The sequence below is a fragment of the Micromonospora sp. NPDC005806 genome (genome assembly GCF_042871425.1).
Taxonomy (GTDB): Bacteria; Actinomycetota; Actinomycetes; order Mycobacteriales; family Micromonosporaceae; genus Micromonospora.
In genome coordinates this window covers 38,785-64,137 of record NZ_JBIAIL010000020.1, presented here as the reverse complement: position 1 = coordinate 64,137, position 25,353 = coordinate 38,785, and the positions used below count along the sequence as shown (strand labels likewise).

Annotated in this window: 26 protein-coding genes and 2 pseudogenes; 13 read left to right on the top strand and 15 right to left on the bottom strand. The window is 74.0% G+C overall.

What is annotated here, in order from left to right; translation table 11 throughout:
- Nucleotides 1–78: 78 nt before the first annotated feature.
- Complete coding sequence (locus ACFYOS_RS20985) at nt 79–921, top strand: SDR family NAD(P)-dependent oxidoreductase (RefSeq protein WP_387143994.1); 843 nt, start codon at nt 79–81, stop codon at nt 919–921.
- 35 nt (nt 922–956) lie between these two features.
- Here ACFYOS_RS20985 and ACFYOS_RS20980 read toward each other — a convergent pair whose 3' ends face one another.
- Together ACFYOS_RS20980 and ACFYOS_RS20975 are read right to left on the bottom strand one after the other, a co-directional pair.
- Nucleotides 957–1,319 carry a DUF4180 domain-containing protein gene (locus tag ACFYOS_RS20980; RefSeq protein WP_387143991.1) on the bottom strand — a complete coding sequence of 121 codons (363 nt, stop codon included), beginning with the start codon at nt 1,317–1,319 and terminating at the stop codon, nt 957–959.
- Nucleotides 1,312–1,761 carry a helix-turn-helix domain-containing protein gene (locus ACFYOS_RS20975; protein ID WP_387143988.1) on the bottom strand — a complete coding sequence of 150 codons (450 nt, stop codon included), beginning with the start codon at nt 1,759–1,761 and terminating at the stop codon, nt 1,312–1,314. Before ACFYOS_RS20975 ends, ACFYOS_RS20980 begins: the two co-directional genes overlap by 8 nt.
- Nucleotides 1,762–1,860: 99 nt before the next feature.
- Between ACFYOS_RS20975 and ACFYOS_RS20970 the strand changes: the two are divergent.
- The 3 genes and pseudogenes from ACFYOS_RS20970 to ACFYOS_RS20960 all read left to right on the top strand — a co-directional run bounded on the left by ACFYOS_RS20970 (nt 1,861) and on the right by ACFYOS_RS20960 (nt 4,843).
- A pseudogene (locus ACFYOS_RS20970) lies at nt 1,861–2,627 on the top strand (glycerophosphodiester phosphodiesterase).
- A gap of 15 nt (nt 2,628–2,642) precedes the next feature.
- Nucleotides 2,643–4,040 (top strand): MFS transporter, encoded by a 1,398-nt coding sequence (locus ACFYOS_RS20965; protein WP_387143985.1) that lies wholly within the window; start codon nt 2,643–2,645, stop codon nt 4,038–4,040.
- Nucleotides 4,041–4,126: 86 nt separating this feature from the next.
- Complete coding sequence (locus ACFYOS_RS20960; protein ID WP_387143982.1) at nt 4,127–4,843, top strand: thymidine kinase; 717 nt, start codon at nt 4,127–4,129, stop codon at nt 4,841–4,843.
- Nucleotides 4,844–4,944: 101 nt separating this feature from the next.
- Here ACFYOS_RS20960 and ACFYOS_RS20955 read toward each other — a convergent pair whose 3' ends face one another.
- On the bottom strand, nt 4,945–5,403 hold the full coding sequence (locus tag ACFYOS_RS20955) for a hypothetical protein (protein ID WP_387143980.1): 459 nt from the start codon (nt 5,401–5,403) through the stop codon (nt 4,945–4,947).
- 144 nt (nt 5,404–5,547) lie between these two features.
- On the opposite strand from ACFYOS_RS20955, the gene ACFYOS_RS20950 reads away from it, so the two are divergent.
- Nucleotides 5,548–5,919: a VOC family protein gene (locus tag ACFYOS_RS20950; RefSeq protein WP_387143977.1), complete on the top strand. Its 372-nt coding sequence runs from the start codon at nt 5,548–5,550 to the stop codon at nt 5,917–5,919.
- A gap of 201 nt (nt 5,920–6,120) precedes the next feature.
- Here ACFYOS_RS20950 and ACFYOS_RS20945 read toward each other — a convergent pair whose 3' ends face one another.
- Together ACFYOS_RS20945 and ACFYOS_RS20940 are read right to left on the bottom strand one after the other, a co-directional pair.
- Complete coding sequence (locus ACFYOS_RS20945; protein WP_387143975.1) at nt 6,121–6,849, bottom strand: response regulator; 729 nt, start codon at nt 6,847–6,849, stop codon at nt 6,121–6,123.
- On the bottom strand, nt 6,846–7,667 hold the full coding sequence (locus ACFYOS_RS20940) for a sensor histidine kinase (protein ID WP_387144203.1): 822 nt from the start codon (nt 7,665–7,667) through the stop codon (nt 6,846–6,848). The genes ACFYOS_RS20945 and ACFYOS_RS20940 overlap by 4 nt, the downstream gene beginning before the upstream one ends.
- Nucleotides 7,668–7,820: 153 nt before the next feature.
- Between ACFYOS_RS20940 and ACFYOS_RS20935 the strand changes: the two genes are divergently transcribed.
- Together ACFYOS_RS20935 and ACFYOS_RS20930 are read left to right on the top strand one after the other, a co-directional pair.
- Nucleotides 7,821–8,513, top strand: a complete 693-nt coding sequence (locus ACFYOS_RS20935) for an ABC transporter ATP-binding protein (protein WP_387143972.1) — start codon at nt 7,821–7,823, stop codon at nt 8,511–8,513.
- Nucleotides 8,510–10,879 carry an FtsX-like permease family protein gene (locus tag ACFYOS_RS20930; RefSeq protein ID WP_387143969.1) on the top strand — a complete coding sequence of 790 codons (2,370 nt, stop codon included), beginning with the start codon at nt 8,510–8,512 and terminating at the stop codon, nt 10,877–10,879. Before ACFYOS_RS20935 ends, ACFYOS_RS20930 begins: the two co-directional genes overlap by 4 nt.
- Before the next feature lie 86 nt (nt 10,880–10,965).
- Here the strand turns inward: ACFYOS_RS20930 and ACFYOS_RS20925 are convergent, their stop codons facing one another.
- Together ACFYOS_RS20925 and ACFYOS_RS20920 are read right to left on the bottom strand one after the other, a co-directional pair.
- Complete coding sequence (locus ACFYOS_RS20925; protein ID WP_387143966.1) at nt 10,966–11,955, bottom strand: tyrosine-type recombinase/integrase; 990 nt, start codon at nt 11,953–11,955, stop codon at nt 10,966–10,968.
- Nucleotides 11,956–12,022: 67 nt separating this feature from the next.
- Nucleotides 12,023–12,208, bottom strand: coding sequence for a hypothetical protein (locus ACFYOS_RS20920; protein ID WP_387143963.1), 186 nt, complete (start codon nt 12,206–12,208; stop codon nt 12,023–12,025).
- 45 nt (nt 12,209–12,253) lie between these two features.
- Between ACFYOS_RS20920 and ACFYOS_RS20915 the strand changes: the two genes are divergently transcribed.
- A complete protein-coding gene (locus ACFYOS_RS20915) occupies nt 12,254–13,273 on the top strand; it encodes a helix-turn-helix transcriptional regulator (RefSeq protein WP_387143960.1) in 1,020 nt (339 codons plus the stop codon).
- A gap of 88 nt (nt 13,274–13,361) precedes the next feature.
- On the opposite strand, the gene ACFYOS_RS20910 is transcribed toward ACFYOS_RS20915, so the two are convergent.
- From ACFYOS_RS20910 to ACFYOS_RS20895, 4 genes are read right to left on the bottom strand one after another with little or no spacing between them, the layout of a single operon-like run.
- Nucleotides 13,362–13,871: a GNAT family N-acetyltransferase gene (locus tag ACFYOS_RS20910; RefSeq protein ID WP_387143957.1), complete on the bottom strand. Its 510-nt coding sequence runs from the start codon at nt 13,869–13,871 to the stop codon at nt 13,362–13,364.
- Between the two features lie 38 nt (nt 13,872–13,909).
- On the bottom strand, nt 13,910–14,431 hold the full coding sequence (locus ACFYOS_RS20905) for a DUF2087 domain-containing protein (protein WP_387143954.1): 522 nt from the start codon (nt 14,429–14,431) through the stop codon (nt 13,910–13,912).
- Nucleotides 14,432–14,491: 60 nt separating this feature from the next.
- Entirely contained in the window at nt 14,492–15,058 is a 567-nt protein-coding gene (locus ACFYOS_RS20900) for a cysteine hydrolase family protein (RefSeq protein ID WP_387143951.1), read from the bottom strand.
- A 39-nt stretch (nt 15,059–15,097) separates the two neighbouring features.
- The gene (locus ACFYOS_RS20895; RefSeq protein WP_387143948.1) at nt 15,098–15,631 is read right to left on the bottom strand and encodes a MarR family winged helix-turn-helix transcriptional regulator; all 534 of its coding nucleotides are present in this window, start codon (nt 15,629–15,631) and stop codon (nt 15,098–15,100) included.
- 68 nt (nt 15,632–15,699) lie between these two features.
- Here ACFYOS_RS20895 and ACFYOS_RS20890 point away from each other — a divergent pair, with 68 nt between their 5' ends.
- On the top strand, nt 15,700–16,935 hold the full coding sequence (locus ACFYOS_RS20890; RefSeq protein ID WP_387143945.1) for an MFS transporter: 1,236 nt from the start codon (nt 15,700–15,702) through the stop codon (nt 16,933–16,935).
- A 14-nt stretch (nt 16,936–16,949) separates the two neighbouring features.
- Here ACFYOS_RS20890 and ACFYOS_RS20885 read toward each other — a convergent pair whose 3' ends face one another.
- Nucleotides 16,950–17,435 carry a GNAT family N-acetyltransferase gene (locus ACFYOS_RS20885; protein WP_387143943.1) on the bottom strand — a complete coding sequence of 162 codons (486 nt, stop codon included), beginning with the start codon at nt 17,433–17,435 and terminating at the stop codon, nt 16,950–16,952.
- Nucleotides 17,436–17,532: 97 nt separating this feature from the next.
- Here ACFYOS_RS20885 and ACFYOS_RS20880 point away from each other — a divergent pair, with 97 nt between their 5' ends.
- Both ACFYOS_RS20880 and ACFYOS_RS20875 read left to right on the top strand, forming a co-directional pair.
- The gene (locus ACFYOS_RS20880) at nt 17,533–19,077 is read left to right on the top strand and encodes an ArnT family glycosyltransferase (protein WP_387143940.1); all 1,545 of its coding nucleotides are present in this window, start codon (nt 17,533–17,535) and stop codon (nt 19,075–19,077) included.
- 94 nt (nt 19,078–19,171) lie between these two features.
- A complete protein-coding gene (locus tag ACFYOS_RS20875; RefSeq protein WP_387143937.1) occupies nt 19,172–19,990 on the top strand; it encodes a TIGR04222 domain-containing membrane protein in 819 nt (272 codons plus the stop codon).
- A gap of 58 nt (nt 19,991–20,048) precedes the next feature.
- Here the strand turns inward: ACFYOS_RS20875 and ACFYOS_RS20870 are convergent, their stop codons facing one another.
- The gene (locus ACFYOS_RS20870) at nt 20,049–21,524 is read right to left on the bottom strand and encodes a von Willebrand factor type A domain-containing protein (RefSeq protein WP_387143934.1); all 1,476 of its coding nucleotides are present in this window, start codon (nt 21,522–21,524) and stop codon (nt 20,049–20,051) included.
- A gap of 225 nt (nt 21,525–21,749) precedes the next feature.
- On the opposite strand from ACFYOS_RS20870, the gene ACFYOS_RS20865 reads away from it, so the two are divergent.
- Both ACFYOS_RS20865 and ACFYOS_RS20860 read left to right on the top strand, forming a co-directional pair.
- On the top strand, nt 21,750–23,240 hold the full coding sequence (locus ACFYOS_RS20865; RefSeq protein ID WP_387143931.1) for a hypothetical protein: 1,491 nt from the start codon (nt 21,750–21,752) through the stop codon (nt 23,238–23,240).
- A 42-nt stretch (nt 23,241–23,282) separates the two neighbouring features.
- Nucleotides 23,283–23,558: pseudogene (locus ACFYOS_RS20860) on the top strand (hypothetical protein); the annotation flags it as partial.
- Nucleotides 23,559–23,923: 365 nt separating this feature from the next.
- Here ACFYOS_RS20860 and ACFYOS_RS20855 read toward each other — a convergent pair.
- Both ACFYOS_RS20855 and ACFYOS_RS20850 read right to left on the bottom strand, forming a co-directional pair.
- A complete protein-coding gene (locus ACFYOS_RS20855) occupies nt 23,924–24,679 on the bottom strand; it encodes an SDR family oxidoreductase (protein WP_387143928.1) in 756 nt (251 codons plus the stop codon).
- Between the two features lie 394 nt (nt 24,680–25,073).
- Complete coding sequence (locus tag ACFYOS_RS20850) at nt 25,074–25,283, bottom strand: DUF1918 domain-containing protein (protein ID WP_387143925.1); 210 nt, start codon at nt 25,281–25,283, stop codon at nt 25,074–25,076.
- Between the last annotated feature and the right edge of the window lie 70 nt (nt 25,284–25,353).

Here is a 25,353-nt window from a genome sequence, read left to right as displayed (position 1 = left end):
GAGCTGATGCCGCGATTCGCCGCGACGCCCACCGCGACGGTGAGACCCTTCGGGCCGGGGCACCCTCAGGAGGCAGCCGTGAGCGCACCCACCGTGCTGGTCACCGGCACGTCCACCGGCATCGGCCTGGAGATCGCGGTGGGCGCGGCCCGCGCCGGCTGGCGGACCGTCGCCACCATGCGCGACCCCGGCCGCGCCGACCGGCTGCGCGCCGCGGCCGACGCCGCCGGGGTCGCCGACCTGATCGAGGTACGCCGGCTCGACGTCGTCGACCAGGCCACGGTCGCCGCCTGCGTGGCCGACGTGGTGGCCACCCACGGCCGGCTCGACGCGGTGGTCAACAACGCCGGCGTCGGCCACGTCGGCACCCTCGAACAGGAGACCGTCGGGGAGGTCCGGGCCGTCATGGAGGTCAACTTCTTCGGCGTCCTACACGTCACCCGGGCCGCCCTGCCGCACCTGCGGGCCGCGCAGGGACGCCTGATCACCGTCACCAGCGTCGGCGGGCTGATCGGGCAGCCGTTCAACGAGGCGTACTGCGCGGCCAAGTTCGCCGTCGAGGGCTTCATGGAGTCCCTCGCCCCGGTCGCCGCCACCGTCGGGATCAGCGTCACCGTGGTCGAACCGGGCGCGGTGGCCAGCGAGTTCGTCGCCAACGTGGGCGTCGACCCGGAGGCCGCCGTCAGCGCCGCCGGGGCGTACGGGCCGGCGCTGCGGGCGTACCTGCAACGGACCGCCGGCGCGTTCGCGGCCGCGCAGTCCCCGGCGGACGCGGCCGCCGTGGTGGTCGGGACGCTGACCGACCCGGAGCCGGCGCCCCGGGTGCAGACCTCCCCCGCCGCCCGGCGGTTCGTCGGCGTCAAGCTGGCCGACCTGGACGGGCTCGGCGTGACCGCGCTGACCGCCGGCTGGCTGCGCTGAGCCGGCCCGGCGCGGCGCCTTCGGCGGCCGGTCGGTCAGGCGCGCAGCCGTTCGTCGAGGGCGGCCAGGTCGGGCACGAACCAGACATGGTCGTGGCGGTTGGACTCGGCCACCAGGGCCCGCAGCGCCGCGCTGGCGGCCAGGTGCCGGGAGATGTCGCCGACCACGACCAGCCGCAGCCGGTAGTTGACGAACTTCTGCATGATCTCGCCGGCGAAGCGGGTGCCGAGGGAGAAGAAGCTCGGGTCGAGCCGGTCGGCGGGCACGGCGACGGCCGTGGCGCCGAGGAAGGCCGCGCCGATCAGGTCCAGCGCGTCCCGCTCGGTGGCGATCGGCGGGCCGGCCGGGTCGCACACCAGCACCGGCACCCCGGCGCGCCGCTGGAGCAGGTCAGGCATCCCGCACCTCCCCCGCGAGCAGGCCGTCGTGCAGGACGGCGTCGACCAGGCGGAGCAGGTCGGCGGTGGCGGCGGCGGCGCCCAGGACCACGATCTTCATGCGGTGGCGCTCCTCGTCGTGGACAGTCTGCACGCGCAGCGGGCGCGCGGGGTCGTGGCCGGTGTTCGCGGCGGCGAGCACCAGGGTGGTGAGCCGGTCGGCGGTGGCCCGGTCGACCCCGTCGACCTGCGCGATGCTCGACACCTCCAGCGCCGGTCGGCCGGCCCGCGGGGGCGGGGTCGGACGGCCGGTGAGTGCGTCGAGGTCGGCCCGGGCGATCCGGTACTGCTTGCCGATGCGCACCGCGCGCAGCCGGCCGGCGCGGATGTAGCCGCGCACGGTGCGCACGTGCAGCCCGAGCAGCTCGGCGACCTGCTCGACCGAGTACATGTCATCACTCATCGTTCCGCATCCTATGCACGATAGGGAGCGATAGGGAAGTTGGTTATGGCGACTCCGGCCCGTCACCCGGACGCCACCGACAACCGGCATACTTCCGGCGTGCAGCCCCGCTACGGCTACCTCGACGCCCCCGCGCCGCTGGCGTTCGCCCATCGCGGCGGCGCGGCCGACGGCGACGAGAACACCGCCGCCGCGTTCGCCCGGGCCATCGCCCTCGGCTACCGGTACGTGGAGACCGACGTGCACGCCACCGCCGACGGCGTGGCCGTCATCTTCCACGACGCCACCTTGCGCCGGGTCACCGGTGAGAACGGGCGGATCGCCGACCTGCGCTGGCCGACCTCGCCTCGGTACGCGTCGGCGGCGCCGCGGTCGTGCCCCGCCTCGACGAGGTCCTCGCCGCCTGGCCCGAGGTGCGGTTCAACGTCGACGTCAAGGCCGACCGCGGCGTCGCGCCGACCGTCGACACGGTCACCCGCGCCGGCGCCGGCGACCGGGTGCTGCTCGCCTCGTTCAGCGACGCCCGGCTGACCCGGCTGCGCGCCCTGGCCGGTCCGAAGGTCGCCACCAGCCTCGGCATGCGCGGGGTGGCCCGGCTGCGGATGGCCTCCCTGCACGGGCGGTCGCTGCGGCTGCCGCCGTCCGTGGTCGCCGCCCAGGTCCCCGTCCGGTACGGGCGCATCCCGGTGGTCGACCGGCGCTTCATCGCGTACTGCCACCGCATCGGGTTGCAGGTGCACGTCTGGACGATCGACGAACCCGCCGAAATGCACGACTTACTTGATCTTGGTGTGGATGGCATCATGACCGATCACGTCGGCGTGCTGCGCGACGTCTACCGCAGCCGCGGCCACTGGGCCGCCTGAGCCCCGAGGACCCTGATGGCCGAAACGGTCGCCCCCACCGTCGACGAGCCCGCCCAGCCGGGCAGCACCCGTCGCGAACGCACCGGCTGGTACTTCTACGACTGGGCGAACTCCGCCTTCCAGACCACGGTGATCACGGTCTTCCTCGGACCCTTCCTCACCACCGTCACCGAACTGGCCGCCGGCTGCGAACTGGGCGCCGACAGCTGCCACGGGTACGTCCACCCGCTGGGCATCCGGGTCGCCGCCGGCTCCTACTACCCGTACCTGATCTCACTGTCGGTGCTGCTGACCGTCTTCGTGCTGCCGGTGATGGGCGCCATCGCCGACCGGTCGGCGCACAAGAAGCGGCTGCTGGCCCTCATGGCGTTCACCGGAGCCGCGGCGACGATCGGGTTCGCCTTCGTCACCGGCGAGCGGTACCTGCTCGGCGGGGCGCTGTTCCTGATCGCCAACATCTCCTTCGGCGCAGCCGTCGTCGTCTACAACTCGTTCCTGCCACAACTCGGCGGCCCGGACGAGCGGGACGCCATCTCCAGCCGCGGCTGGGCCATCGGCTACCTCGGCGGCGGGCTGCTGCTGGCGCTGAACCTGGTCGCGGTCACCGCGCTCAGCGAGGAGGGCAACCCGCAGCGCACCCTGGACCTGGCCCGCTGGTCCATCGTCTCGGCCGGCGTGTGGTGGGCGGCGTTCACCCTGCTGCCGCTGCGCCGGCTGCGCGAACATCCCGCCGCGGCCGCCGCGGCCCGGGCCGGCCGCGGCAACGTGCTCGCCGACGGGTTCCGACAGCTCGGCCACACCCTGCGCAACATCAAGGCATACCCGCTGACGCTGTTCTTCCTGCTCGCCTTCCTGGTCTACAACGACGGCATCCAGACCGTCATCACCCTGGCCAGCCAGTACGGCACCGAGGAGCTGAAGCTGGAGCAGAGCACCCTGATCGTGACGATCCTGCTGGTGCAGTTCCTCGCCTTCGGCGGGGCGCTGGCGCTCGGCGCGCTCGCCGGGCGCATCGGCGCCTGGAAGACCGTACTGCTCAGCCTGGTGCTCTGGACCGCTGTGATCATCGCCGCGTTCCGGCTGCCCGCCAGGGAGCCGCTGCCGTTCATGATCCTCGGCGGCTGCATCGGCCTGGTGCTCGGCGGCAGCCAGGCGTTGAGCCGGTCGCTGTTCAGCCAGCTCATCCCCACCGGCAAGGAGGGCGAGTACTACGGCTTCTACGAGATCAGCGACAAGGGCACCAGCTGGCTCGGCCCGCTCGCCTTCGGCCTGGTGTTCCAGCTCACCGCCTCGTACCGGGTGGGCCTGGTCTCCCTGCTGATCTTCTTCGTGGTCGGGTTCGCGCTGCTGGCCGCCGTGCCGATCCGCCGCGCCATCGTCGCCGCCGGCAACACGCCACCCCGGGTGCTGTAGGCCGGGCCCGTGCGCGGGCCGGCCACCACGGCACGGCCCGCGCACGGGCAAGATCCTCGCCCGTCGATGGGCTAGGCTGCCCCGACGTGACCGACGACGCCGCTGCCCCGATCTGCCTGGCCCGGCCCCTCCCCGGCCCCGGCGACGACCCTGCCGGTGGCTGCGCCGCCGCCCGTGCCGTGGACGGACGCCCGCTGCACGCCGCCGCGTTGAAGTTCTTCTGGGGCCCGATGGACTGCGGCAAGTCCACGATGGCCCTGCAGATGAACTACAACCACGCCCGGCAGGGCCGCCGTGGCCTGGTCACCACCCGTATCGACCGCTCGCTCGGCCCGCAGGTCACCACCCGGATCGGCCTGGCCCACTCGGCCATCGAGGTCACCGACGACCTGGACCTGCGCGACCTGGTCCGCGACGCCTGGGCCGAGGGGGTACGCGTCGACTACCTGATCTGCGACGAGGCGTCCTTCTACAACCTGGAACACGTCGAGCAGATGGCCGACCTGGTCGACAACTTCGACGTCGACGTGTACGCGTTCGGCCTGGCCACCGACTTTCGCTCCTGCCTGTTCCCGGCCGCGCAGCGGCTGTTCGAACTCGCCGACGAGGTGGCCCGCATCCAGGTCGAGGTGCTCTGCTGGTGCGGCCGGGAAGGCCTGCTCAACGCCCGGGTCGTCGAGGGGCGGGTGGTCCGCGAGGGCGAGCAGGTCGTCATCGGCGACACCGTGGACACCGCCGACGTGCGCTACCAGGTGCTCTGCCGCCGGCACTACCGCTCCGGCGACCTCGGCCCGCGGGGCTGATCACTCCTGCGGCACGTCCCCCCGACCCGGCGTCGACCAGGGACCGCCCAGGTCGACCACGGTCGCCGGCGCCGGCCGCGCCGCTCCGGAAGTCGTCGAGGTCAGAACGGGTCCCCGCAGATTCGCCACTTCCCGTCCTCCTGCACCACCGGCAGGGTGCGCTCCTCGCTGGCGCCGCCGTCGCGGGTCAACCGCACCTTCACCGTCCCGCGCGGGAGGCCACTCCGGGTGGCCACCGACACGTCGGTGATCTCGTAGCCACTGACCTGCGGTGGGGTGCGTACCCAGCTGCCGAAGCCGACCTGGCTCCACTTGCCGCGGGCCTCCCGGCACAGCTTCTCGTACGCGTGGTCGGTGTCGCCGGACGCGACCTCCCGGAAGAACGCGTCGGTGGTGTCGCGCACCGGGCCGTTGGCCTGCAGCACCACCTGCAGGTTCCAGACGCCGAGGCCGGCCACTCCGACCAGGCACAGGCCGATCCCGAGGCCGCCGAAGAGCACGCCCGCGCGTACCGGCCGGCGCCGCCGGGCCGGCCTGGTCCACCCCTGCTCCCTGCCCATCAGCTTCGACCGTAGAGACCGGGACGGGCGCGCGCAGGAACTTGCGTCCCCTGTCGCCCGCCCCCGGCACCTGGAGCCGCTCGGCGGAAAAACGGCCGAGGTACCTGCCAGAAGATGTCAGGTTCGGTCGACAGGATGGGCGGCATGACAGTGCACGCCGACCTCGCGATGGTCAACCTCGACAGCTCCGACCCGGTCGCCCACGCCGGGTTCTACTCCCGCGTCCTCGGCTGGGAGGTCACCCACAGCCAGGCCGAGTACGCGATGATCAGCAAGGACGGGGTCTCGATCGGCTTCGGCCTGGTGCCCGGGTACGCGCCGCCGGCCTGGCCGGACGAGACCGCCGGCAAGCGTTACCACCTCGACCTGTACGTCGACGACGTGACCGTCGCCGAGAAGGAGTTCCTGGCTGCCGGCGCGTCGAAGCCGGAGTTCCAGCCCGGCGGCGAGCGGTGGACGGTGCTGATCGACCCGATCGGCCAGCCGTTCTGCCTCTGCCCGCGTCAGCAGAGCTGACGACGTCGTCGGCTCGCCAGGCGTGATCCGCCGGCGAGCCGACGTCGCCATTGCTTCAGCAGCGCGGCGAGCCTCCGCTCCAGGCGGGCCGCTGCGCCGCGCAGGCGGCGCGGCGCAGCACCGCCTTCCGGGGTACGACCGTCGCGCTGGACTCATCACCTCGTAGCGGCTGCCGGAGTCGTCGCCGGCCCTCGTCGCACCTCATGCGTCGCCAGGGCTCACCAGGCCGCTCTCGTACGCGAGCACCACCGCTTGGGCTCGGTCGCGTAGCGCCAACTTGGCGAAGATCCGCGCCACGTGCGTCTTCACGGTCGCTTCGCTGAGGGTCAACTGCCGGGCCAGTTCAGTATTGGACAGACCGCGGCCCAGGAGCGTGAGCACCTCCAGCTCCCGGGGCGTCAGCACAGCGAGATCGCGGTGAACGGCGGGTGTCGGCGGGCGATCGCCGATGCGCTGGTCGCCTGCGGCGAAGCGCTGAACGAGCCGCCGGGTGATCGAGGGCGCCAGAAGCGCGTCACCGGTGTCGACAAGCCGTACCGCCGCCGCGAGATGGTCCGCGGTGACGTCCTTGAGCAGGAAGCCGCTCGCGCCGATGGCCAGGGCGGCGTAGATGTACTGGTCGAGGTCGAACGTGGTGAGCATGAGCACCCGGCAGCGCGGGCTGTGTTCGAGGATGCGCCGGGTCGCCTCAAGCCCGTCCATCGTCGGCATGCGGATGTCCATGAGTATGACGTCTGGCCGGAACCGTCGCTCGGCCACCACCGCCTCGGCCCCGTCGGCGGCCTCGCCGACCACGTCGATGCCCCGGGCGGTCAGGATGAGTCGGAAACCGGTCCGGATCAGCTCTTGGTCGTCGGCGATGAGGACCCTCGGCGCCGGCCGCGGCTCGGGTGCCGCGAACCCGCGGTACGACCCGGCGACCGGCATCATTGCGGGTCCACCGGGATGCGGGCGCGGACGCGGTACCCGCCGCCGAGCCGGCGCCTCGCGTCGAGGTCGCCGCCGTAGACGGTGACCCGCTGCTGTAGCCCGACCAGGCCACGGCCGGCGCCGCGATCGCCGCCGGTCGCCCGCGTGCCGGTGCCGTCCCCGGTCAGCACGCTGGGTCCGGTGTTGAGGACCTCGATCCGCAGGTATCGCTCCGCGTAGCGGATCGTCACCTCGGCCTTCCCCCCGACGCTGTGCTTCAGTGCGTTGGTCAGGGCCTCCTGGACGATGCGGTACGCGGTGACGTCGATCCCGCTCGGAAGCGGGCGCGGCTCGCCCGAGATACGCACGTCCACCGGCAGGCCGGCGAACGAGATGCGGTCGACGAGCGGGCTGAGCCGGCTCAGGCTGGGCTGCGGTGCAAGGCCGGTGCGGTCGCTGCGGTCCTCGCCGTCGCCGTCTGCCGGTGGTGCCAGCAGTCCGAGGAGGTGCCGCAGCTCGGTCATGGTGTCCCTGCCGGCACGCTCGACGGCCGACAGCGCCGTCGCTGCCTCCTCCGGCATGGTCGCGAGGATCTCGCGCGCCGCCGCCGCTTGGACGATCATGAGAGTGACGTTGTGGCTGACGATGTCGTGCAGCTCACGGGCGATCCGGGCCCGCTCGGCGTCGACGGCTGTCCGGGCCGCGCTCTCCCGCTCACGTTCGAGGAGCCAGCCCCGCTGCTCCAGCGCGCGGTGGTGGCGGCGGCGTGCGCGCAGGAATGCCACGCCGAGCCACGCTGCAACCGCGCAGGCCACCGCGAGGGCGCCGCCGAGCCACACCGTCGCGGATTGCACAACCACCACCTTCGCAGACTCGCCCCGGCACGGCATCATCCCCGGTGTTCAGCCGCGTACATCTCCGGGATGACGCCGCCGGCGAGTTGCATCCACGGGCCGATGCCGTGCCGGTACCGGCGCCCATAGCGTGCCCCCATGACCACTGACACCTGCGTCGTACGGCTGGACGGCGTACGCAAGGAGTACGGCGACACGATCGCACTGGACGGCGTGTCGCTGGAGATCCGCACCGGCGAGGCGGTCGCCGTGATGGGGCCGTCCGGCTGCGGCAAGTCCACGCTGTTGAACATGATCGCCGGGCTGGATCGGCCGACGTCCGGGTCGGTGCAGGTCCACGGGGAGGACCTGGGGCGGCTCAACGAGACCAGGCTGGCCCTGTTCCGCCGGCACCGCATCGGCATGATCTTCCAGTTCTTCAACCTGCTCGACGACCTGCCTTCGCTGGACAACGTGGCGCTCGCGGCGCAACTGACCGGCACCGCCATCGGCCCGGCCCGCAAGCGGGCGCTGGAGCTCCTCGACGAGTTGGGCATCGCGGACCGACGCAACGTGTACCCGGCAGCGTTGAGCGGTGGCGAGCGGCAGCGGGTCGCCGTGGCGCGGGCGCTGATGAACCGTCCGGCGCTGCTGCTGGCGGACGAGCCGACCGGCGCACTGGACAGCCGCGCCGGCGAGCAGGTGATGGACCTGCTGCTGGATCTCAACCAGATCGGTCAGACGCTGCTGATCGTCACGCACGACGAGCGGTTGGCCACCCGGTGCGCGAGCCGGCTGGTCGAGCTCGCCGACGGCCGGATCGCCCGCGAGCGCACCCTGGACCGGGTGTGAGCGCGGTCTGGCGGACGGCCCGCGCCGCAGTACGGCGGCGAAAGCTGCAGACGTTCGTCATCGGCCTGGTCGTACTGCTGTCGACCGCCACGATCGTGGTCGCGCTGGTGTTGCTGGACGCGTCGTCGGCGCCCTTCGACCGGGCCTTCGCCGCGCAGCGCGGTGCGCATGCGGTCGCGGTGTTCGACCCGGCGAAGGTCTCCGACGCGGAGCTCGCCGGTCGGCGCACCGGCGTGGCGGCGGCAGCGGGCCCGTTCGGGCAGGTGACGCTCGATCTCGGCGAGGGTGGCGGGCCCGGTCCGCGCGGGCCGCTCACCGTCGTGGGGCGCGCCGACCCGGGTGGCCCGGTCGACCGGCTCAACCTCTGGCAGGGGCGTTGGCCGACCGGCTCCGGCGAAGTGGTGCTCAACCAGCCGCCGATGGACGGCGCCGGCCCGCCGGGCGGGCTGCCCACCGAGGTCACGCTCGGCGGCAAGACGTTCGCGGTGGTGGGGCGGGCGTACAGCCTCGGCCAGACCGCGGACGCCTGGGTGACGCCGGAGCAGATGACGGCGCTGAAGCCGACGGCGGTGCAGATGCTCTACCGGTTCGCCGGGGACGTGTCGACGACGGCCGCGGTCGAGGCGGACCTCGCCGCCATCACGCGCGGGCTGGCCCCCGACGCGTTGCTCGCCGCCCAGCCGTACCTGGTCGTCAAGGACAAGGTGGCGTCGGACATCGGCGTGTACGTGCCGCTGCTCGCCACATTCGGCGTGCTCGGTCTCGTCGTCGCGATCGTCATCGTGGGCAACGTCGTCAGCGGCGCGGTGATCTCCGGGTTCCGGCACATCGGGGTGCTCAAGGCGCTCGGGTTCACGCCGCAGCAGGTCGTGGCGGTGTACCTCGTGATGGTGTCGGTCCCCGCAATCGTGGGTTGCGTGGTCGGCGCCGTCGCCGGCGCCCTCGCCGCTCAACCGCTGCTCAGCGAGGGTTTCGAGGGGCTCGGGCTCGGCGGCGGCATCGGCGCCGCGCCCTGGGTGTGGGCGGCGGCGCTGCTGGGCGTGCCGCTTCTGGTCGCGGTGACCGCGCTGGTGCCGGCGATGCGGGCGCGGCGGCTGTCGGCGGCTGAGGCGATCAGCGCCGGCAGTTCACCCCGGACCGGTCGCGGCCTGCGCGTACAGCGCCGCCTGGCCGGTGCCCGGCTACCCCGGTCGGTGAGCCTCGGGCTGGGGCTGCCGTTCGCGCGGCCGGGCCGGACCGCCTTCACGGTCGCGGCCGTCCTGCTGGGCGTGACCACGGTGACGTTCGCGACCGGGCTGGCCGACACATTGACCCGGATCTCCGCCATTGAGGAGCGGGCGTCCGGGCAGATCGGCGTCCGGCCGTCCGACGGCCGGAGCCGGCTCTCCGCCGAGGGCCAGCCGCCCGACCCGGGTGTGGCGCCGTCGATGACCGGCCGGTCCGACGCGCAGGTGGAGGAGCTGCTGCGTGGCCTGCCGGACGTGGCGCGCGTGACGGCCGTGCTGGGGATGCCGGTACCTGCGCTGGGGCAGACGCAGCCGCTGCCGGTGAATTTCGTGCGCGGCGACGCCGCGTCGATGGGCTACGAGGACGAGCTCACCGCGGGCCGCTGGATGACGCGGTCGGACGAGACGGTGGTGCCGTCGGAGGTGCTGCGCGAGCGCGGGCTGGCGGTCGGCGACCAGGTCACCCTCGAGCTCGACGGGCGGCGGACGGAGCTGACGATCGTGGGCGAGACGATGGACGGCGCCGCCGGTCCGCCCGCAGCTTTCGTCGACCGGCGCGTGCTGGCCGAGCTGGCCCCGGACCGGGTCGTCAAACCGTGGGAGGTGTACTACCAGGTCCAGCTGGTCCGGGGCGGCGACGTCGCGGCGTACGTCGCGGCGGTCACGGCGGCCGACCCGGCCATCGACGCGTGGGACACCTCGCAGCTCAGCGACTTCGCGGTGGTCGTGATCAGTTTCTCGGCGGTGCTGGCGCTGCTGCTGTCCACGGTGGCGGCGCTCGGTGTGTTCAACACGGTCATGCTCAATGTTCACGAGCGCCGCCGCGACCTCGGCATGCTGAAGTCGATCGGGATGACCCCGCGCCAGGTCGTGACGATGGTGCTGGCGTCCATGGCGCTGCTCGGCGCGGTCGGTGGGGTGCTCGGCATCCCGCTGGGGATCGTCGCGCACCGGCACATCATCCCGCTCACCGCCGACGCGGCGCAGCTCACCATCCCGGCGGTCGTCCTGAACATGTGGCACGCTCCGACGCTGGCTCTGTTGGGCATCGCCGGCGTCCTGATCGCACTGGTCGGGGCGCTGGTCCCGGCCCGCCGCGCGGCCCGCCTGAGGATCGCGGAGGTGCTCCACAACGAGTGAGCGGTCCCAGCGGGTGGGGTCGCCCCGTGACCCCACCCGCTGGCCCTGCTCCCGCCATGGCCGGTCAGCGACCGCGGCGACGCCCGTCATGCCCGTCGGCGAGCCCGGGCCGCCCAGATGACGTACGCGGGGTCGCGGTCGAGGTTGTGCCGGTCCCGGTCGTAGCGGCGGGTGGTACGCGGATCGGCGTGCCCCATCGCGTCCTGCACGTCCTCCAGCGGCACCCCCTCGGCCCGGGCCGTGGTGGCGAACGCGTGCCGCAGCGAGTGCGGGGACAGCTTCGCCCAGGCGGGGATGCCGGCGGTCTGGGCGAGCCGGCGGACCAGCCGGAACACCGAGTGCCGGTCCAGCCGGGCGCCGGTGGCGGTGACCAGCAACGGACCGGTCAGCTCCGGCACGGTCACCCCCTGCGCGGCGGCCCGCGCGGCCAGGTAGGCGTCCACCGCGTACGCGGTGCCGGGGGTGAGCGCCCGGCGGCGTGCCTTGCCGCCCTTGCCGACGAACCGCACACTGCGGTGCCCGCGTTCGGCGCCGAGGTCGGTCAGGTCGAGGGAGATCAGCTCGCCGACCCGCAGCCCCAGATCGGCCAGCAGGGCGACGGTGGCCCGGTTGCGGGCGGCCGTCGGCCCGGTGCCCGCCTCGGCGGCCGCGAGCAGCGCGTCCACCTCCTCCGGGGTCAGCCCCACGGTGGCGGAGTGGTCCCGGTCCACGCGGGGTCGGTCCGCGGCGGCGACCGGGTTGGCCCCGATGGCGCGCAGCTTGACCAGGAAGTCGTACCAGCTCGACAGGGCGGACAGCCGGCGGGCCACGGTGGCCGGGGTGAGCGGCCGGCCGCTGCGGGCGGCCAGGGTGGACTCCAGCTCCCGGGCGTAGGCGTTGACGTCGAGGAAGCTGACCCCCAGCGGTTCGAGACCGCGGCCGGCGCACCAGCTCAACCAACCGGTGATGTCCCGCCGGTACGCGTCCCGGGTGTGCTCCGACAGCCGCCGGTTGCGCAGCCACGCCTCGGTGAAGTCGGTCGGCCCGCCCGGCAGGGCGGGCCGGGCCGACCCGCGGAGCACCTCGGGACGCAGCATGTGAGAAAGGCTCTCAGCCGGCGCGGTGAATCGCGACGAGGCGCGCCCGACGGAAACCCGACGAAGGTCACACCGTCTCGTCGACCAGGCGGCCGTCGGCGACCCGCCAGCGCCGGTCGAAGCCGACCGCCTCGGCGAACCAGGTGTCGTGGCTGACCATCACCACCGTCCCCCGGAACTCGCGCAGCGCCGCCTCGACCACCTCCAGCGAGTCGAAGTCGAGGTAGTTCGTCGGCTCGTCGAGCAGCAGCACCCGGGCCGGGCAACCACCGCATTTCCGCCCGGGTTACGGTCAGCCGTGCGCGCCAGTCGCCTTGTCTCCCTGCTGCTGCTCCTGCAGACCCGGGGGCGGATGACCGCCCAGGAGCTCGCCGACGCGCTGGAGGTCTCCGTCCGGACGGTCTACCGGGACGTCGAGTCACTCAGCGCCGCCGGCGTCCCGGTGTACGCCGACCGCGGGCCGGCCGGCGGTTACCAGCTGGTGGAGGGCTACCGCACCCGGCTGACCGGGCTGACCGCCCCGGAGGCCGAGGCGTTGTTCCTGGCCGGGATGCCCGGCCCGGCCGCCGAGCTGGGCCTCGGGCCGGTGGTGGCCGCGGCCGAGCTGAAGGTGCTCGCCGCGCTGCCCGACGAACTGGCCGACCGGGGCGGGCGGATGCGGCAGCGGTTCCACCTGGACGCGCCGGGCTGGTTCCGGCACCCCGAGCCCACCCCGCACCTGGCGGCCCTGGCCCGGGCCGTGTGGGAGGACCGACTGGTGGAGATGCGCTACCGGCGCTGGCGGGCCCCGCGCGAGGTGACCCGGGTGGTGGCGCCGCTGGGGGTGGTGCTCAAGGCGGGCCGCTGGTATCTGGTGGCCCGCTGCGACGAGCAGCTGCGCACCTACCGGGTCGGCGCGGTGCTCGACCTGGTGGTGCGCGACCAGCGGTACGCGCGGTCGGCCGACTTCGACCTGGCCGGGTACTGGCGGGAGTGGACGCAGCGGTACGAGCGGGACGTCTACCGCGCCCACGCCCGGGTCCGCATGACGGCGGCCGCGCTGGAGTTCATGCCGTACGTCTTCCCGCCCGAGATGAGCCGGGCGGCCCGGGCGGCGGCCGGCGAGCCCGACGAGCACGGCTGGCTGGAGACCACCGTGCCGATCGAGTCGATGAAGCACGCCCACACCGAGCTGCTCAAGCTCGGCGCCGAGGTGGAGGTGCTGGAGCCGGCGGAGCTGCGGGACCGGCTGACCGCCACCGCGCACGCGCTGGCCCGGCTCTACCCGGCGACCCCCGACATGGCGGTGGGGGCGTCCGCGATGGACACCCCCACCTGACCCGCCGTCAGGCGCTGATCCCCCGGCGGCGTCCTGGACCCAGGGACGTCAAGTTGAGTCTGTGTGACTCAAGTCCTCGAGTTCTGGTTTAGCGCGGCGCGACGGCATCGTCAACTCGGGTCGGCAGGAGCTTCTCGAACCAGCGCTGGGCGTACTTGTCGTCGTTGAAGGCGGGGATCTCGGCGTAACCGTTGCGGGCGTACAGGGCGCGGGCCTCCACCAGGTCGGCGCGGGTGTCCAGCCGGATCCGGTCCGCTCCCGCCGCCCGGGCGTGCGCCTCGACCGCGGCGAGCAGGGCGGCCCCGCCGCCGGCGCCGCGGTGCGCGGGGCGAATGTAGACCCGGGTGAGTTCCGCCCATTCGGGGCGCCAGCGCAGCCCGGCGCAGCCGGCGAGGGCCCCGTCGCGGTAGGCCAGCAGGAGCAGCCCGGTGGGCGCCACCAGGTCATCGCTGGGTGACTCGGCGAGGGCCAGGTCGACCTCGCCGGGCCGTTCCGGGCGGCGGTGCCAGCGGCGGACCATCTCCGCCAGGTACTCGCGCAGCAGTGCCGCGGCGTCCGGCGTGGCGGGATGGGTGGGATGCGTCGTCCAGGTGCTCACCGCCCGATCCTCGCCGGACGGTCAACGGCTTTTCCGGCTCAGGGCCGCCAGTAGACGCCGTGGTCCCGGGCGAGCAGCAGGTCGTCGACCAGGTAGCGGCGCAGCGTGACGTGGTCGGCGCCGCTACCGTCGCACCAGGCCCGTAGCGCGTCGTCGACGGCCCGCTCCGGATACCGCACGCCCGGTTCGAAGGAGCGCTCGGTGATGTGTTCGAGCAGCACGCGACGGCGTCCGCGCTGGGCGGGCAGTCGGGTCAGCACGCCGTCGCGCAGGAAGGTGCGCAGGATCGTCTCCCGGGGGTTCGCCGCCGGCGCCGCCATCGGCGGGCCGCCCGCCCGGGCCAGCTCCCGTAGCCACTCCCCGTCGATGCGCAGCCCGACGTTGTCGTCGGCCACCACACCGACGTCCACCAGCCGGCGTACGGCGGTGGCGGCGTCACGCGCGGACAGTCCGGTGCGCGCCGCGACGGCGGGAAGGTCCGCCTCGCCGAGCGCGATCGCGGCGAACACGGCACGACGGCGGTCGTCGGCGAGCGCACCGGCCAGGGCTTGTGAACTCATGCGGCGCAGCCTCCCAGCCGCGCCCGCCGACGGCCAGGCGTTTTCCGCCGCCCTCGACTGTCAGGCGGGGGCGGGCACCGCGAAGTCGACCTCTGCGGTGTCGACGGTGCCGCCGGTGCGGCCGGGAGCGTTGTGGTAGCGCCAGTAGAGGTTGGTGTGGGCGATCACCTGGTCCGGCGGCGGCGCGCCGTAGGCGGTGAGGTCCTCGGTGGTGTGGGCGTCGGCGACCAGCGTCGCGTCGTAGCCCCGGGTGATCGCACCGTGCAGGGTCGAGCGGATGCACTGGTCGGTCTGTGCGCCGGTGACGACGAGCTGGCCGATGCCGCGCGCGGCCAGGACCGACTCCAGGTCGGTCTCCTCGAACGAGTCGCCGTACGCCTTGTGCACCAGCGGCTCGGCGTCGCGGCGCACCAGCTCCGGCACGTACTGCCAGGGCTCGCTGCCGGTGGGCAGCTCGTCGCTGTTGTGCTGGACCCAGACGACCTCGACGCCGCCGGCGCGCGCCCGGTCGACCAGGGTGGCGATGTTGGCGATCACCCGGTCCCGGTCGTGGGAGTGGGCCACGACGCCGTTCTGAACGTCGATGACGAGCAGGGCGGTGTGCGGTCGGTCGACGAGTGTGGTCATGGTGCCTCCTCGGACGTGCGGCTGCGGTCTGCGACCAACCTAGACCGGCCCACCGACATCGTCGGAGGCTCCGGATCGGGCCGGTGTGCCCTCGGCCGCGAGGGTGACCCGGCGGAGCAGGTCCGACAGGACGCGTCGCTCGTCCGGCGTCAGGGCGCCGAGCACCCGGTGCTCCTCGTCGCCGACCACCCCGATGGCACGCCGCCAGGCGGCCCGGCCGGCGTCGGTCAGCTCCACGTCGATGCGGCGACGGTCCACCGCGGAGGGGATCCGCCGGACGAAGCCGCGGCGGACCAGCGCGTCCACCCGGGCGGTGATCGAGGCGGGTGCCATCCGCAGGTCGCCGGCGATCTCCGAGGGGGCGGCCAGGCCGCCGCGGCCGGCGAGCGCGTGCAGCGTGCCGTACTCCTTCTCCTGCAGGTCCAGGTCGGCCAGGGCCCGGTCCTTGACGTCGCGCAGGTGCCGGGTGAGCACCGACATCCGGGTGACCGCGCCCTCGACGTCCGGGTCCAGGTCGGCCAGGACGGGCAGCCAGCGGTCGATGTGCTGGTCGATGCGGTCACGGGCGGTCACCCGCTCACCGTACGCCGGGTCGCAAAATTTCGTTGTCTAAATATTAGACGTCGAAGTATTCTGCGATGGTGACGCACCCCCTCCGGCTACCCGCCTTCCGCCTGCTCTTCCTCGGCCGCACGGTCTCCGCCGTCGGCGACGCGGTCGTTCCCACCGCCCTGGCCCTGGCCGTGCTCCGGGCCACCGGGTCGACGGCCGCCCTCGCCGTGGTGCTCGGCTGCGCCATGCTGCCCCGGCTGCTGCTGCTGCCCCTCGGTGGCGTGGTCGCCGACCGGTTCGACGCCCGGCGCGTCGCCCTTCTCACCGACCTGGTGCGCTGCGCCGCCCAGCTGGTCGTCGGCGTCGAACTGCTCGGCGGCGCCCCGGCGCTGGTCCACCTCGCGGCGGCCTCGGCCGTCGGCGGCGCGGCCTCGGCGTTCGCCAACCCCACCGCCGCCCCGCTGGTCGCCGGCACCGTCGACGGCGACGGCCGGCAGCGGGCCAACGCGCTGATGGGCGTCACCGCCAACGCCAGCCGGCTCGCCGGCCCGGCCCTGGCCGGCCTGCTGCTCTGGACCGCCGGCCCCGGCTGGGCGTTCGTGCTCGACGCGGCCTCGTTCGCGGCCAGCGCCGCGCTGCTGTCGGCCATCCGGGTCCGGCACGTGCCCGTGCCGCACCGGTCGCTCCGCGCCGACCTGGTGCTCGGCTGGCGGGAGGTCCGCGCCCGGGACTGGTACTGGAGCAGCCTGCTCGCCCACGGGGTGTGGAACGGCGCGGCCGCGGTGCTGCTCACCGTCGGCCCGGTGATCGCGGTGGACCGGCTCGGCGGGGAGGGCGTCTGGGTGCTGCTCCAGCAGGTCGGGGCGGTCGGCCTGCTGGCCGGGTCGCTGCTCGCCGCCCGGGCCCGCCCCCGCCGGCCGGTGCTGCTGGGCAACCTGGCCCTGGCCACGTACGCGGCGCCGCTGCTGCTGCTCGCCGCCGCCGCACCCGCCCCGGTGGTGGTCACCGCCTACTGCCTCGCGCTGACCGCCCTCGGCTTCCTCAACCCGGTCTGGGAGACGGTGGTGCAGGGCCAGTTCCCGCCCGAGGTGCTGGCCCGGGTCACCTCCTACGACTGGCTGATGTCGCTGGGCGCCATGCCGATCGGGTACGCGCTCGCCCCGCTCGCCGCCCGGACCTGGGGCGCACCGGCGCCGTTGGCCGTCGCCGGGCTGCTGGTGCTGCTCGCCTGCGCCGGCACCGCCGCCGTCCCCGGCGTACGCCGGCTGGGCTGGCCGGCCGGTGCCCCGGCCGCACCCGCGGAGCCGGTGTCGGTGGGGCGCTGACCCACCGGCGTCGGTCACAGGGGACGGTGCATCACATGCAGCCCCACCCGGCCCAGGGTCGGGTGGGCGAACGCCTCCGGCACGGTGCCGATCACGGTGAACCCGAGCCGCCGGTACAGCTCCACGGCCGTCGCGTTGGACTCCGCCACGGCGTTGAACTGCATGGCCGCGTAGCCCTGCCGGCGGGCCCAGTCCAGGGCGTACTCGACCAGGGCCCGGCCGACGCCGCGACCCCGGGCGGCGGCGGCCACCATGAAACTGGCGGTGGCCACGTGCGAACCGGGCCCCGGCCTGTTGGTGCCCATCTTGGCGGTGCCGAGGATCGTCCCGTCCTCCTCGGCGACCACGGTGTGGCCGGGGGGTCGTTCCACCCACACGTCGTGCAGCACCTCGGCCGGCCATGCCGGGTCGTACGGGAAGGTGTCTCCGGCGGTGACGACGTCCTCGACGATCGGCCGCACCTGCACCCAGTCGGCCTCGCCGAATTCACGGATCAGCATCCCGCGCACGCTAGCCGCCCGCCCGGGCCATCCGCGAGCCGATTCCGCACGCTAACGGGTCAGCGCGGGGTGGCGCGGCGGGACGATGATGGGCGGCGTGGCCGAACCCGTCACCGACCTCGACCGCCCCGCGCCGGCGCCGTCCCCGACGGACCCACCGCCACCGGGCCCGCGTACCACCGGGCCGTGGCTGCTCGGCGCGGCCGTCAGCACCATGCTCCTGCTGCTCGCCGGCCGGTACGGCTACCACCGCGACGAGCTGTACTTCCTGCTCTGTGGCCGACACCTGGACTGGGGCTACGTCGACCAGGGTCCGCTCGCGCCGGCCCTCGCCCGGCTGGCCGACACGATCGCGCCGGGCAACCTGGTGGTGCTGCGTACCCCGTCGGCGTTGATCGGCGGCGCGGCGGTGGTGCTGGTCGCGGCGATCGCCCGGGAGTTCGGCGCGGGCCGCGGCGCCCAACTCCTCGCCGCGTTCCTCGCCGCGACCGCCGGCGTGGTGCTGGCCACCGGGCACCTGCTCAGCACCACCACGGTCGACCTGCTGGTCTGGCTGGTCGCGGCGTGGTGCGCGGCCCGGATGCTGCGCACCGGGGACAGCCGGTGGGCCCTCGGCGTGGGGCTCGCACTCGGCATCGGGCTGCTCGACAAGCTGCTGCCCGCCCTGCTCGCCGTCGGCCTGCTGGTCGGGGTCGCGGTCGCCGGGCCGCGCCGGCTGCTGCGGGACCGGTGGGTGCTGGCCGGCGCCGGCGTCGCCGCCCTGCTCGCCGTGCCGTACCTGGCGTGGCAGGCCGCGCACGGCTTCGCGCAGCTGTCCGTGGCGTCCTCGATCGCCAACGGGGACAGCTCCTACAGCGGCCGGCTGGACGCCGTCGTGCTGCAACTGATCATCGTCAGCCCGTACGCCACGCCGATCTGGATCGCCGGGCTGGTGGCGCTGCTGCGCCGCCCGGCGTGGACGGCGTACCGGGCGCTGGGGTGGGCGTGGCTGGTGGTGTTCGCGCTCGTCCTGATCCTCGGCGGCAAGGGCTACTACGACGCGCCGCTGCTGCTGGTGCTCGCCGCCGCCGGCGCGGTGGTCACGGCCGGGTGGGCCGGCCGGGGCGGGGTGCGCCTGCGGCGGGCGCTGCTCGCCGCGGGCGCCGCCGTCACGCTGGCCGGCAGCGCGGTGCTGCTGCTGCCCACGCTGCCGGCGGACCGGCTGCCCGGCTTCGTCGTCGACGTCAACTACGACGCGGGCGAGACCATCGGCTGGCCGGCGTTCGCCGACTCGATCGCCGCTGTCCACCGCGGCCTGCCCCCGGCGGACCGCGCCCGCGCGGTCGTGCTCACCGGCAACTACGGCGAGGCCGGGGCGCTGGCCCGGTACGGACCCGCCCGGGACCTGCCGCGGGCGTACTCGGGGCACAACAGCGTGGCCGGATTCGGCCGCCCGGCGGACGACGCCGACGTGGTCATCGCCGTCGGCTGGGCCCGCCCGGACCAGCTACGGACCTGGTTCACCGAGGTCACCGAGGCTGGCCGGGTCGACCAGCGGGTCGACGTCGACAACGACGAGAACGGAATGCCGATCTTCGTCTGCCGAGGCATGCCGCGGCCGTGGTCGCAGATCTGGGACACCGAGGTACGCCACGCCTCCTGATCATTTTCAGTCGCACTTCGATCATGGGCGGTGCCGCGGAGGCCCGGGTGAACAGGTTTCGGGCCGGCTGAGCCGCCGAGCAATACTTGGCGCCATGCTCTGGGGTGTCAGCGGACCGCTCTTCCTCCTCGACTACGTCACGGCGGTCGCCGGGGCCCTCGCGATCGCCCTCGCGGTACGCGAGCTGACCGGCCGGCGTACCCGGGGCGCGGCGCCGGACACCGTCGAACTGGCCTACCTGACCGACCGGGCGGGCCTGGCCTGCCAGGTCGGCATTGCCGCTCTCCGCCGCGCCGGCGTGGTGCACCACGGCGAGCTGGCCACCCTGTCGGTCGGCGGTCCGCCACCGGCCCGCTCGGCCGCGCTGGTCCGTGGCCTGCACGCCGCCCTGCGCCGGCCGCAGACCTGGGCCGCCGTGCTCGCCGACCCGGGCGTGGGCCGGGCCCTGCGCCGGCTGGTCGGCCGGTTGGTCCGCGACGGCTGGCTGCTCACCCCGGCGCAGCGGCGGCGCGTCGCGCTGGGCACGCTGCCGCTGTTCGCGGTCGCCGCCGTCGGAGTGACCCGGCTGGTGGACAGCGCCGTCGAGGGCCGCGATGCCGGCGGACCCGCCTCCGTGGTGGGCCTGCTGCTGTGCTGCCTGGCCACCGCCCTCGGCGGCTGGTGGCTGTGCGAGGTGCCGGAGACCGGTGCGGCGACTCGGCGGCTGCTACGCCGGCTCCGTCGCGAGCACGCCGACCTCGCCCCCGAGCGGCGGCCGGCGTGGAGCGAGCGCGGCACCGACGAGCTGCTGACCGCCATGGCGCTGTTCGGGCCGCGGCCGCTGCTCGCCGTCGACCCGCGGTTCGCCGTGCAGGTCGGCGTCGACCCTGAGGGCACCCGCCCGGCCCCGCAGCACAAGCTCGCCCGGACCTGACGGGTCATCGGCTGTCGTACCCCCGGTCGAAGATGTCGGCCGGGGCCCGCAGCCCGGATCAGCGCAGTTCCTCGGCCGCGCGGATCACCCGCCCGAGGTCCCGCACCTCCGCGTCCTCGGTGGCGGCGGCCGCCCGGTCCGCGATCGTCGCCAGGTCATCCAGGCGTGCCTCTCCGCCGCCCTTCAGGGCCACCGCGAAGTACGCGGCCGCGTAGCAGGTGCGCAGTCGTGGGGACGCCGAGGCGAAGTTACGGTCCAGGTCGGCGACTGTCACCGACTCGTACGTCTCGGCCGGCTCCCGGTCCTTCGGATCGGTCCAGCGCACCTGTACCCGGGCGATCCGGGCCGAGGGGCCAGGCTCGTCGGCGAGCCGGACGGCGTACAGCGCGGTGACGTTGTGCCCGGGGCCGACCTCGCCGCCGTCGACCCGGTCGTCGCGGAAATCCTCGTCGGCGAGGGCCCGGTTGTCGTAGCCGACGAGCCGGTAGGAACGCACCGCCGACTTGTCGAAGGTCACCTGCACCTTGGCGTCGAGCGCCCGGACGCTCAGTGTCGCGGGCAACCGCTGCGCGAACACCTTCCGGGCCTGGTCACGCTCGCTGACGTACACCGCGAAGCCGTCGCCCCGGTCGGCCAACTGCTCCATCAGCGTGTCGCCGTACTCGCTGCCGACGCCCACGCCGAGCAGGGCTATCTGCTTCTCCGCCTCCTCGCGCACCCGGCGCAGAATCGGTTCGGCCTCGGTGCTGCCGGTGTTGGCGAGCCCGTCGGAGAGCACGATGACCCGGTTCGTCTTTCCGGGACGGAACCCGTCGCGGGCCACCTGGTACCCGAGCACCAGGCCGGCTTCGAGGTTCGTGCTGTCCTTGGTGTGCAGGGAGTCGATGGCCTCGTGCAGCTTCCCGGCGTCGGAGACGGGCGTCATCTCCCGGATCACCTGCGCCCTGGTACTGAACTCGACGATGGCGATGGAGTCGGTGGGGCGCAGCTGGTTGACCAGGGTGTGCAGGGCGTCCTGCACCAGGTCGAGCCGGCCGGGTTCGTTCATCGACCCGGAGACGTCGATGACGAAGGTGAGGGCGGCGTCGGGCCGGGTCTCCTGGTCCTCCGAACGGGTCTGCAACCCGACCCGCATCAGCCGGACGTCGCCGGCGGCCTCGTGGGTGCCGGGCAGGCGGGCGCCGTCGACGTGCACGGCGAAGCCGTCGCCGGCGGGCTCGGCGTAGTCCTGGCGAAACGAGTTCACGAACTCCTCGGGGCGCACCTCGGACCGATCCGGCAGCCGGCCGTCCATGATGAGCCGCCGGGCGTAGCCGTACGACGCGGTGTCGACGTCGACCCCGAAGGTGGAGGCCGCATCGTCCTCCGTCGTCGTCTCCTCCCCGCCGGACCAGGGCGTGCCGGCAGGCGGGCGGACCGGCCCGTGGGCCGAGTCGCTGCGCTGCCCGGAATCCCCGGACGAGCAGGCGGTGATCGTCATGGCGGCGGCCAGCACCGCCGGCAGCATCATCAGGCGGCGTCTCACGTGGACCATCGGACCTCCCGGCTGGACTGAGGGGCGAGCGATCCGGCCACACCACGCCGGATCCGTCACGGTCATTGACGCAGCGCGACCGTACGACGGCTCCCACCGTGGCCGAGCCGATACACAAGCGTGAACGTCGTGACCGATCCGTGCACGAAGCGTGATCTGAACCGGCCGCCGCAGCCGGCGGGCCTGTGCTGCGGCTCAACCGCGGATGCGGCAGAGTGGGCCCCGATGTCCGCAGCCGACGAGAGGAAGGTGACCGTGGAGGGCCCGACCGGGGTGGTGTTTCCCGAGACCGGCGGTACGCGCAGCACGACCGCGCTGGGCCGGGCCGTGGTCGCCGACGCCCTGCGCGCCGTCGACCCGGTCGGCGCGCGTGCCGCCGAGCACGAGACCAACTGGCGACACGGCTACCTCGGCCACTTCCGCCGGCTGGTCGAGGCCGGCCTGCTGTCCCGCGAGGCGGCGCTCACCATCGCCCGAGACGGGCTCGCCGCCCTGCACACCCGGATGCCGTACCTCCCTACCGGCGGCGAGGAGGTGCGGCTGGCCGAGGTGTTCGACCTGCCGGACCCGGAGCCGCTGGAGACCGTCACGGTGACCGGAACCGGCGAGGTGGAGCGGGAGCTGTCCCTGCCGTACCGGGGGCAGCGGCTGCGCGGCGACGAACTGCGCCGCCGCCTCGACGCCTGGGTGGACGCCGGTGTCATCGAGCCGAGCTGCGCCGAGGCGGTCCGCGCGGTGCTGGCCAACCCGGACTGGCTGGACCTGCGCGACCAGCGCATCGTGGTGCTCGGCGCCGGTGCGGAGATGGGCCCGCTGCCGTCCGTGCTCAGGTGGGGCGGCGAGGTGGTCGCGGTCGACCTGCCCCGCCCGGAGATCTGGCGCCGACTGCTGCGCACCACCCACCGGTACGGCGGACGCCTGCACCTGCCGGTACGCCCCGGCACCGGCCGGGACGACGCCGCCCTCGCCGCCGGTGCCGGCGCGGACCTGCTGCACCGCCTCCCCCAGGCCGCCGGGTGGCTGCGCGGCCTGGACGGGCGGCTGGTGCTCGGCAACTACGTGTACGCCGACGGCGCGACCAACGTGCGCGTCGCCACCGCCGTCGACGCGCTCACCGTCCACCTGGGCCAGCACCGCCCCGACGTCGCGCTCGCCTTCCTGGCCACCCCCACCGACGTCTACGCCGTCCCCGCCGAGGCCGTCGCCCACGCCGAACGCGGGTACGCCGCCCGCGGCCTGGCCCGACGATCACTGCGGGTGCTCTCCGGCGGCCGGCTGCTGCACTGCAACTACCCGCCGCACGCGGACCCAGGGATCAACGACAGCCTCGTGCCGCAGCAGGGGCCGAACTACGCCCTGGCCAAGCGCCTGCAACGATGGCGTGCGGCGGTGGCCCGCGACGCCGGGGCGACGGTCTCGTTCACCGTGGCGCCACCGACCCGCACCCGCTCGGTGCTGCGCAACCGCGCCCTCGCGGCCGCGTACGCCGGGGCGCACCGGTTCGGTATCGAGGTGTTCGAGCCGGCGACCAGCAACACCCTGATGGCCGCGCTCCTGGTGCACGACCTGCGCACCGGGGGCGGTCCCGCGCAGGAGCACCCGTGGCGGGACGAGGCGTACGGGGCGGCGCACGGCGGCCTGTGGCGGGTGCCGTACGCCCCGCGCAGTGCCCTCGGCCTGGCGGTGCTGCTCGGCCTGGGCGGGGCACGCGCCTGACCTGGCCAGGTTTCCGCTCGCGGCCCCCGGGAAGCCACCCGTATGGCCGAGACCTTCGCTGATCAGGACCTGATGACCCTGCGGTCCATCGCGCGCGGTGCCGGCGTACCGGACACCGAGCGCATGCCGCACGACGAACTGGTCGACATGTTGCGCCGGGCGGGTCTGGCCGACCCGGACGGTCGGCCGATCGACACCCAACTGGCGGATCCCGGTGATCCGGGCACGAACGAGGCCGTCTACCACGGCCGGGGCGTCGGACGCCGCGAGGCCGCGGGCGGCCCGGCGGCGGAGACGGGGTGGCCCGACCAGCCGACGCAGGACCCGGCCGGGTGGTCCAAGGTGCCGCGCAGCGACCTCACGCTCGGTGACGAGAGCACCGGCGGGCGGGCCGCCGAGGAGGCGATCGGCGCGCAGCCCGGCGAATCCGGCAAGGAGATCCCGGATCGCACCCAGGACGCGCGCGGCCCGCAGGGCGAGATCCGGGATCCGGCCGGGCTGTCCGGACTGCCCCGCAGCGACCTGACGCTGGGCGACGAGAGTACCGGCGGGCGGGCGGCCGAGGAGGCGATCGGCGCCCGGCCCTGGGAGTCCGCAACCGAGATCGAGGACCGCACGGAACGCTGACCGCCGCGGCGGGCCGCCCCGGGAAGGGGCGGCCCGCGCCGGCCGTCCGGATGCGGCTACCGCTGGTGGGCGGTCCGCGTGCTCCAGTCCGCGAGGGAGGTGCCAGCGATGCGGCCACCGTCGACGGGAACCAGTGACCGTTCGCCCAGCGTGGCCCCGAAGTACTGCGCGGCGGGGTCGGTCACCACCTCACGGGAGTCGTGACGCGCGGCGAGGGTGGACCGGCCCAGGTCGTCGAGACGGAACTGCTCGGGGCCGGCGATCTCCACGACGCCGGTCGCCGGATCGCCGACCGCGACGTCGGCCACCGACGCGGCGACGTCGTCGGCCGCCATCGGCTGGATGAGCACCGGCGCGAGGCGTACGGTGTCGCCGTCCGTGGCGGCGTCGACGATGCCCTGGACGAACTCGAAGAACTGCGTCGCGCGTACGAGCGAGTACGGGATCCCAGACGCGGCGATGAGCTTCTCCTGGGCGACCTTCGCCCGCATGTACCCGCTGTCGGGGATGCGGTCGGAACCGACGATGGAGAGCGCCACGTGGTGCCCCACGCCGGCGGTGGCCTCGGCGGCGAGGAGATTGCGGGTGGACGTCGTGAAGAACTCCAGCACGGCGGCGTCTTCGAACGATGGCGAGTTCGACACGTCGACGACGACGTCGGTGCCGTCGAGCACCTCGGCCAGTCCCTCGCCGGTCAGCGTGTTCACGCCGGTCTTGGGCGACGCCGCCACCGCCACGTGGCCCTGCTCACCGAGCCTGTCCACGACCTTGGAGCCGATGAGTCCGCTGCCGCCGATGACGACGATCTTCATGATCGAACCACTCCTGTCTGTCTGCGGCGGGTAGAGCCGCGGGTCACCCACTACGACCGGGCAGGGCCCCAATCTGTGACAAGGCGTTCGGCTGGCAGGTGGCGGAGCTGGCCGCGCCGGGCGATCATGCGGCAATAGGGGCCGGGTCCAGCTGCCCTGAATGCGGCGGGTCGCCGCGATCAGACTACGCGCCGATGTGGCCCGCAGCCCCACCTCCGGCTGCTTCTCCCGATCCTGGTGAACCGGCCGTTCCGTTTCGTGCAGCGGCCTAGCATCGGTGGGAGCCGAGGCGGGCGGGCGGGTCTGCCTCGTACGGTGCCGCCCATGGCAGATATCCGCGTGCGTCGCTGGGCCGGGAGGCGTGACAGGAGCTTTGCGAGCCCCGAACGCGCCGTTACCCGCCGTGCCGGGGCGCTTCGGCCGGCGCCGCTTCGACTCGGGAGTCGGACCCCGGGAAGAAGAGGCCCTCGTGTCCGTCGAGCCAGCGCACGACGTACGGAGGAGTGCCGTCCTCATGCCGTAGCGCGATGATTTCGGCGACCCGCCGCGGGTGCCCCACCCGGGTGCCCTCCACGATGACCCGGTCGCCGACGTTGGCCTTCATGATGCCCTCCCTCGCGGTCCGTCGTGGCCGGTCTGCCAGCGGCTCGGCCTTCCCGCAAGCCGCCGGACAC

Coding starts and splice junctions, on each gene's coding strand:
- ACFYOS_RS20980 (WP_387143991.1), bottom strand. CDS start 1,319: ATGCCTGACCTGCTCCAGCGGCGCGCCGGGGTGCCGGTGCTGGTGTGC.
- ACFYOS_RS20975 (WP_387143988.1), bottom strand. CDS start 1,761: ATGAGTGATGACATGTACTCGGTCGAGCAGGTCGCCGAGCTGCTCGGG.
- ACFYOS_RS20965 (WP_387143985.1), top strand. CDS start 2,643: ATGGCCGAAACGGTCGCCCCCACCGTCGACGAGCCCGCCCAGCCGGGC.
- ACFYOS_RS20955 (WP_387143980.1), bottom strand. CDS start 5,403: ATGGGCAGGGAGCAGGGGTGGACCAGGCCGGCCCGGCGGCGCCGGCCG.
- ACFYOS_RS20950 (WP_387143977.1), top strand. CDS start 5,548: ATGACAGTGCACGCCGACCTCGCGATGGTCAACCTCGACAGCTCCGAC.
- ACFYOS_RS20945 (WP_387143975.1), bottom strand. CDS start 6,849: ATGATGCCGGTCGCCGGGTCGTACCGCGGGTTCGCGGCACCCGAGCCG.
- ACFYOS_RS20935 (WP_387143972.1), top strand. CDS start 7,821: ATGACCACTGACACCTGCGTCGTACGGCTGGACGGCGTACGCAAGGAG.
- ACFYOS_RS20925 (WP_387143966.1), bottom strand. CDS start 11,955: ATGCTGCGTCCCGAGGTGCTCCGCGGGTCGGCCCGGCCCGCCCTGCCG.
- ACFYOS_RS20905 (WP_387143954.1), bottom strand. CDS start 14,431: ATGAGTTCACAAGCCCTGGCCGGTGCGCTCGCCGACGACCGCCGTCGT.
- ACFYOS_RS20900 (WP_387143951.1), bottom strand. CDS start 15,058: ATGACCACACTCGTCGACCGACCGCACACCGCCCTGCTCGTCATCGAC.
- ACFYOS_RS20885 (WP_387143943.1), bottom strand. CDS start 17,435: ATGCTGATCCGTGAATTCGGCGAGGCCGACTGGGTGCAGGTGCGGCCG.
- ACFYOS_RS20875 (WP_387143937.1), top strand. CDS start 19,172: ATGCTCTGGGGTGTCAGCGGACCGCTCTTCCTCCTCGACTACGTCACG.
- ACFYOS_RS20870 (WP_387143934.1), bottom strand. CDS start 21,524: ATGGTCCACGTGAGACGCCGCCTGATGATGCTGCCGGCGGTGCTGGCC.
- ACFYOS_RS20865 (WP_387143931.1), top strand. CDS start 21,750: ATGTCCGCAGCCGACGAGAGGAAGGTGACCGTGGAGGGCCCGACCGGG.
- ACFYOS_RS20855 (WP_387143928.1), bottom strand. CDS start 24,679: ATGAAGATCGTCGTCATCGGCGGCAGCGGACTCATCGGCTCCAAGGTC.
- ACFYOS_RS20850 (WP_387143925.1), bottom strand. CDS start 25,283: ATGAAGGCCAACGTCGGCGACCGGGTCATCGTGGAGGGCACCCGGGTG.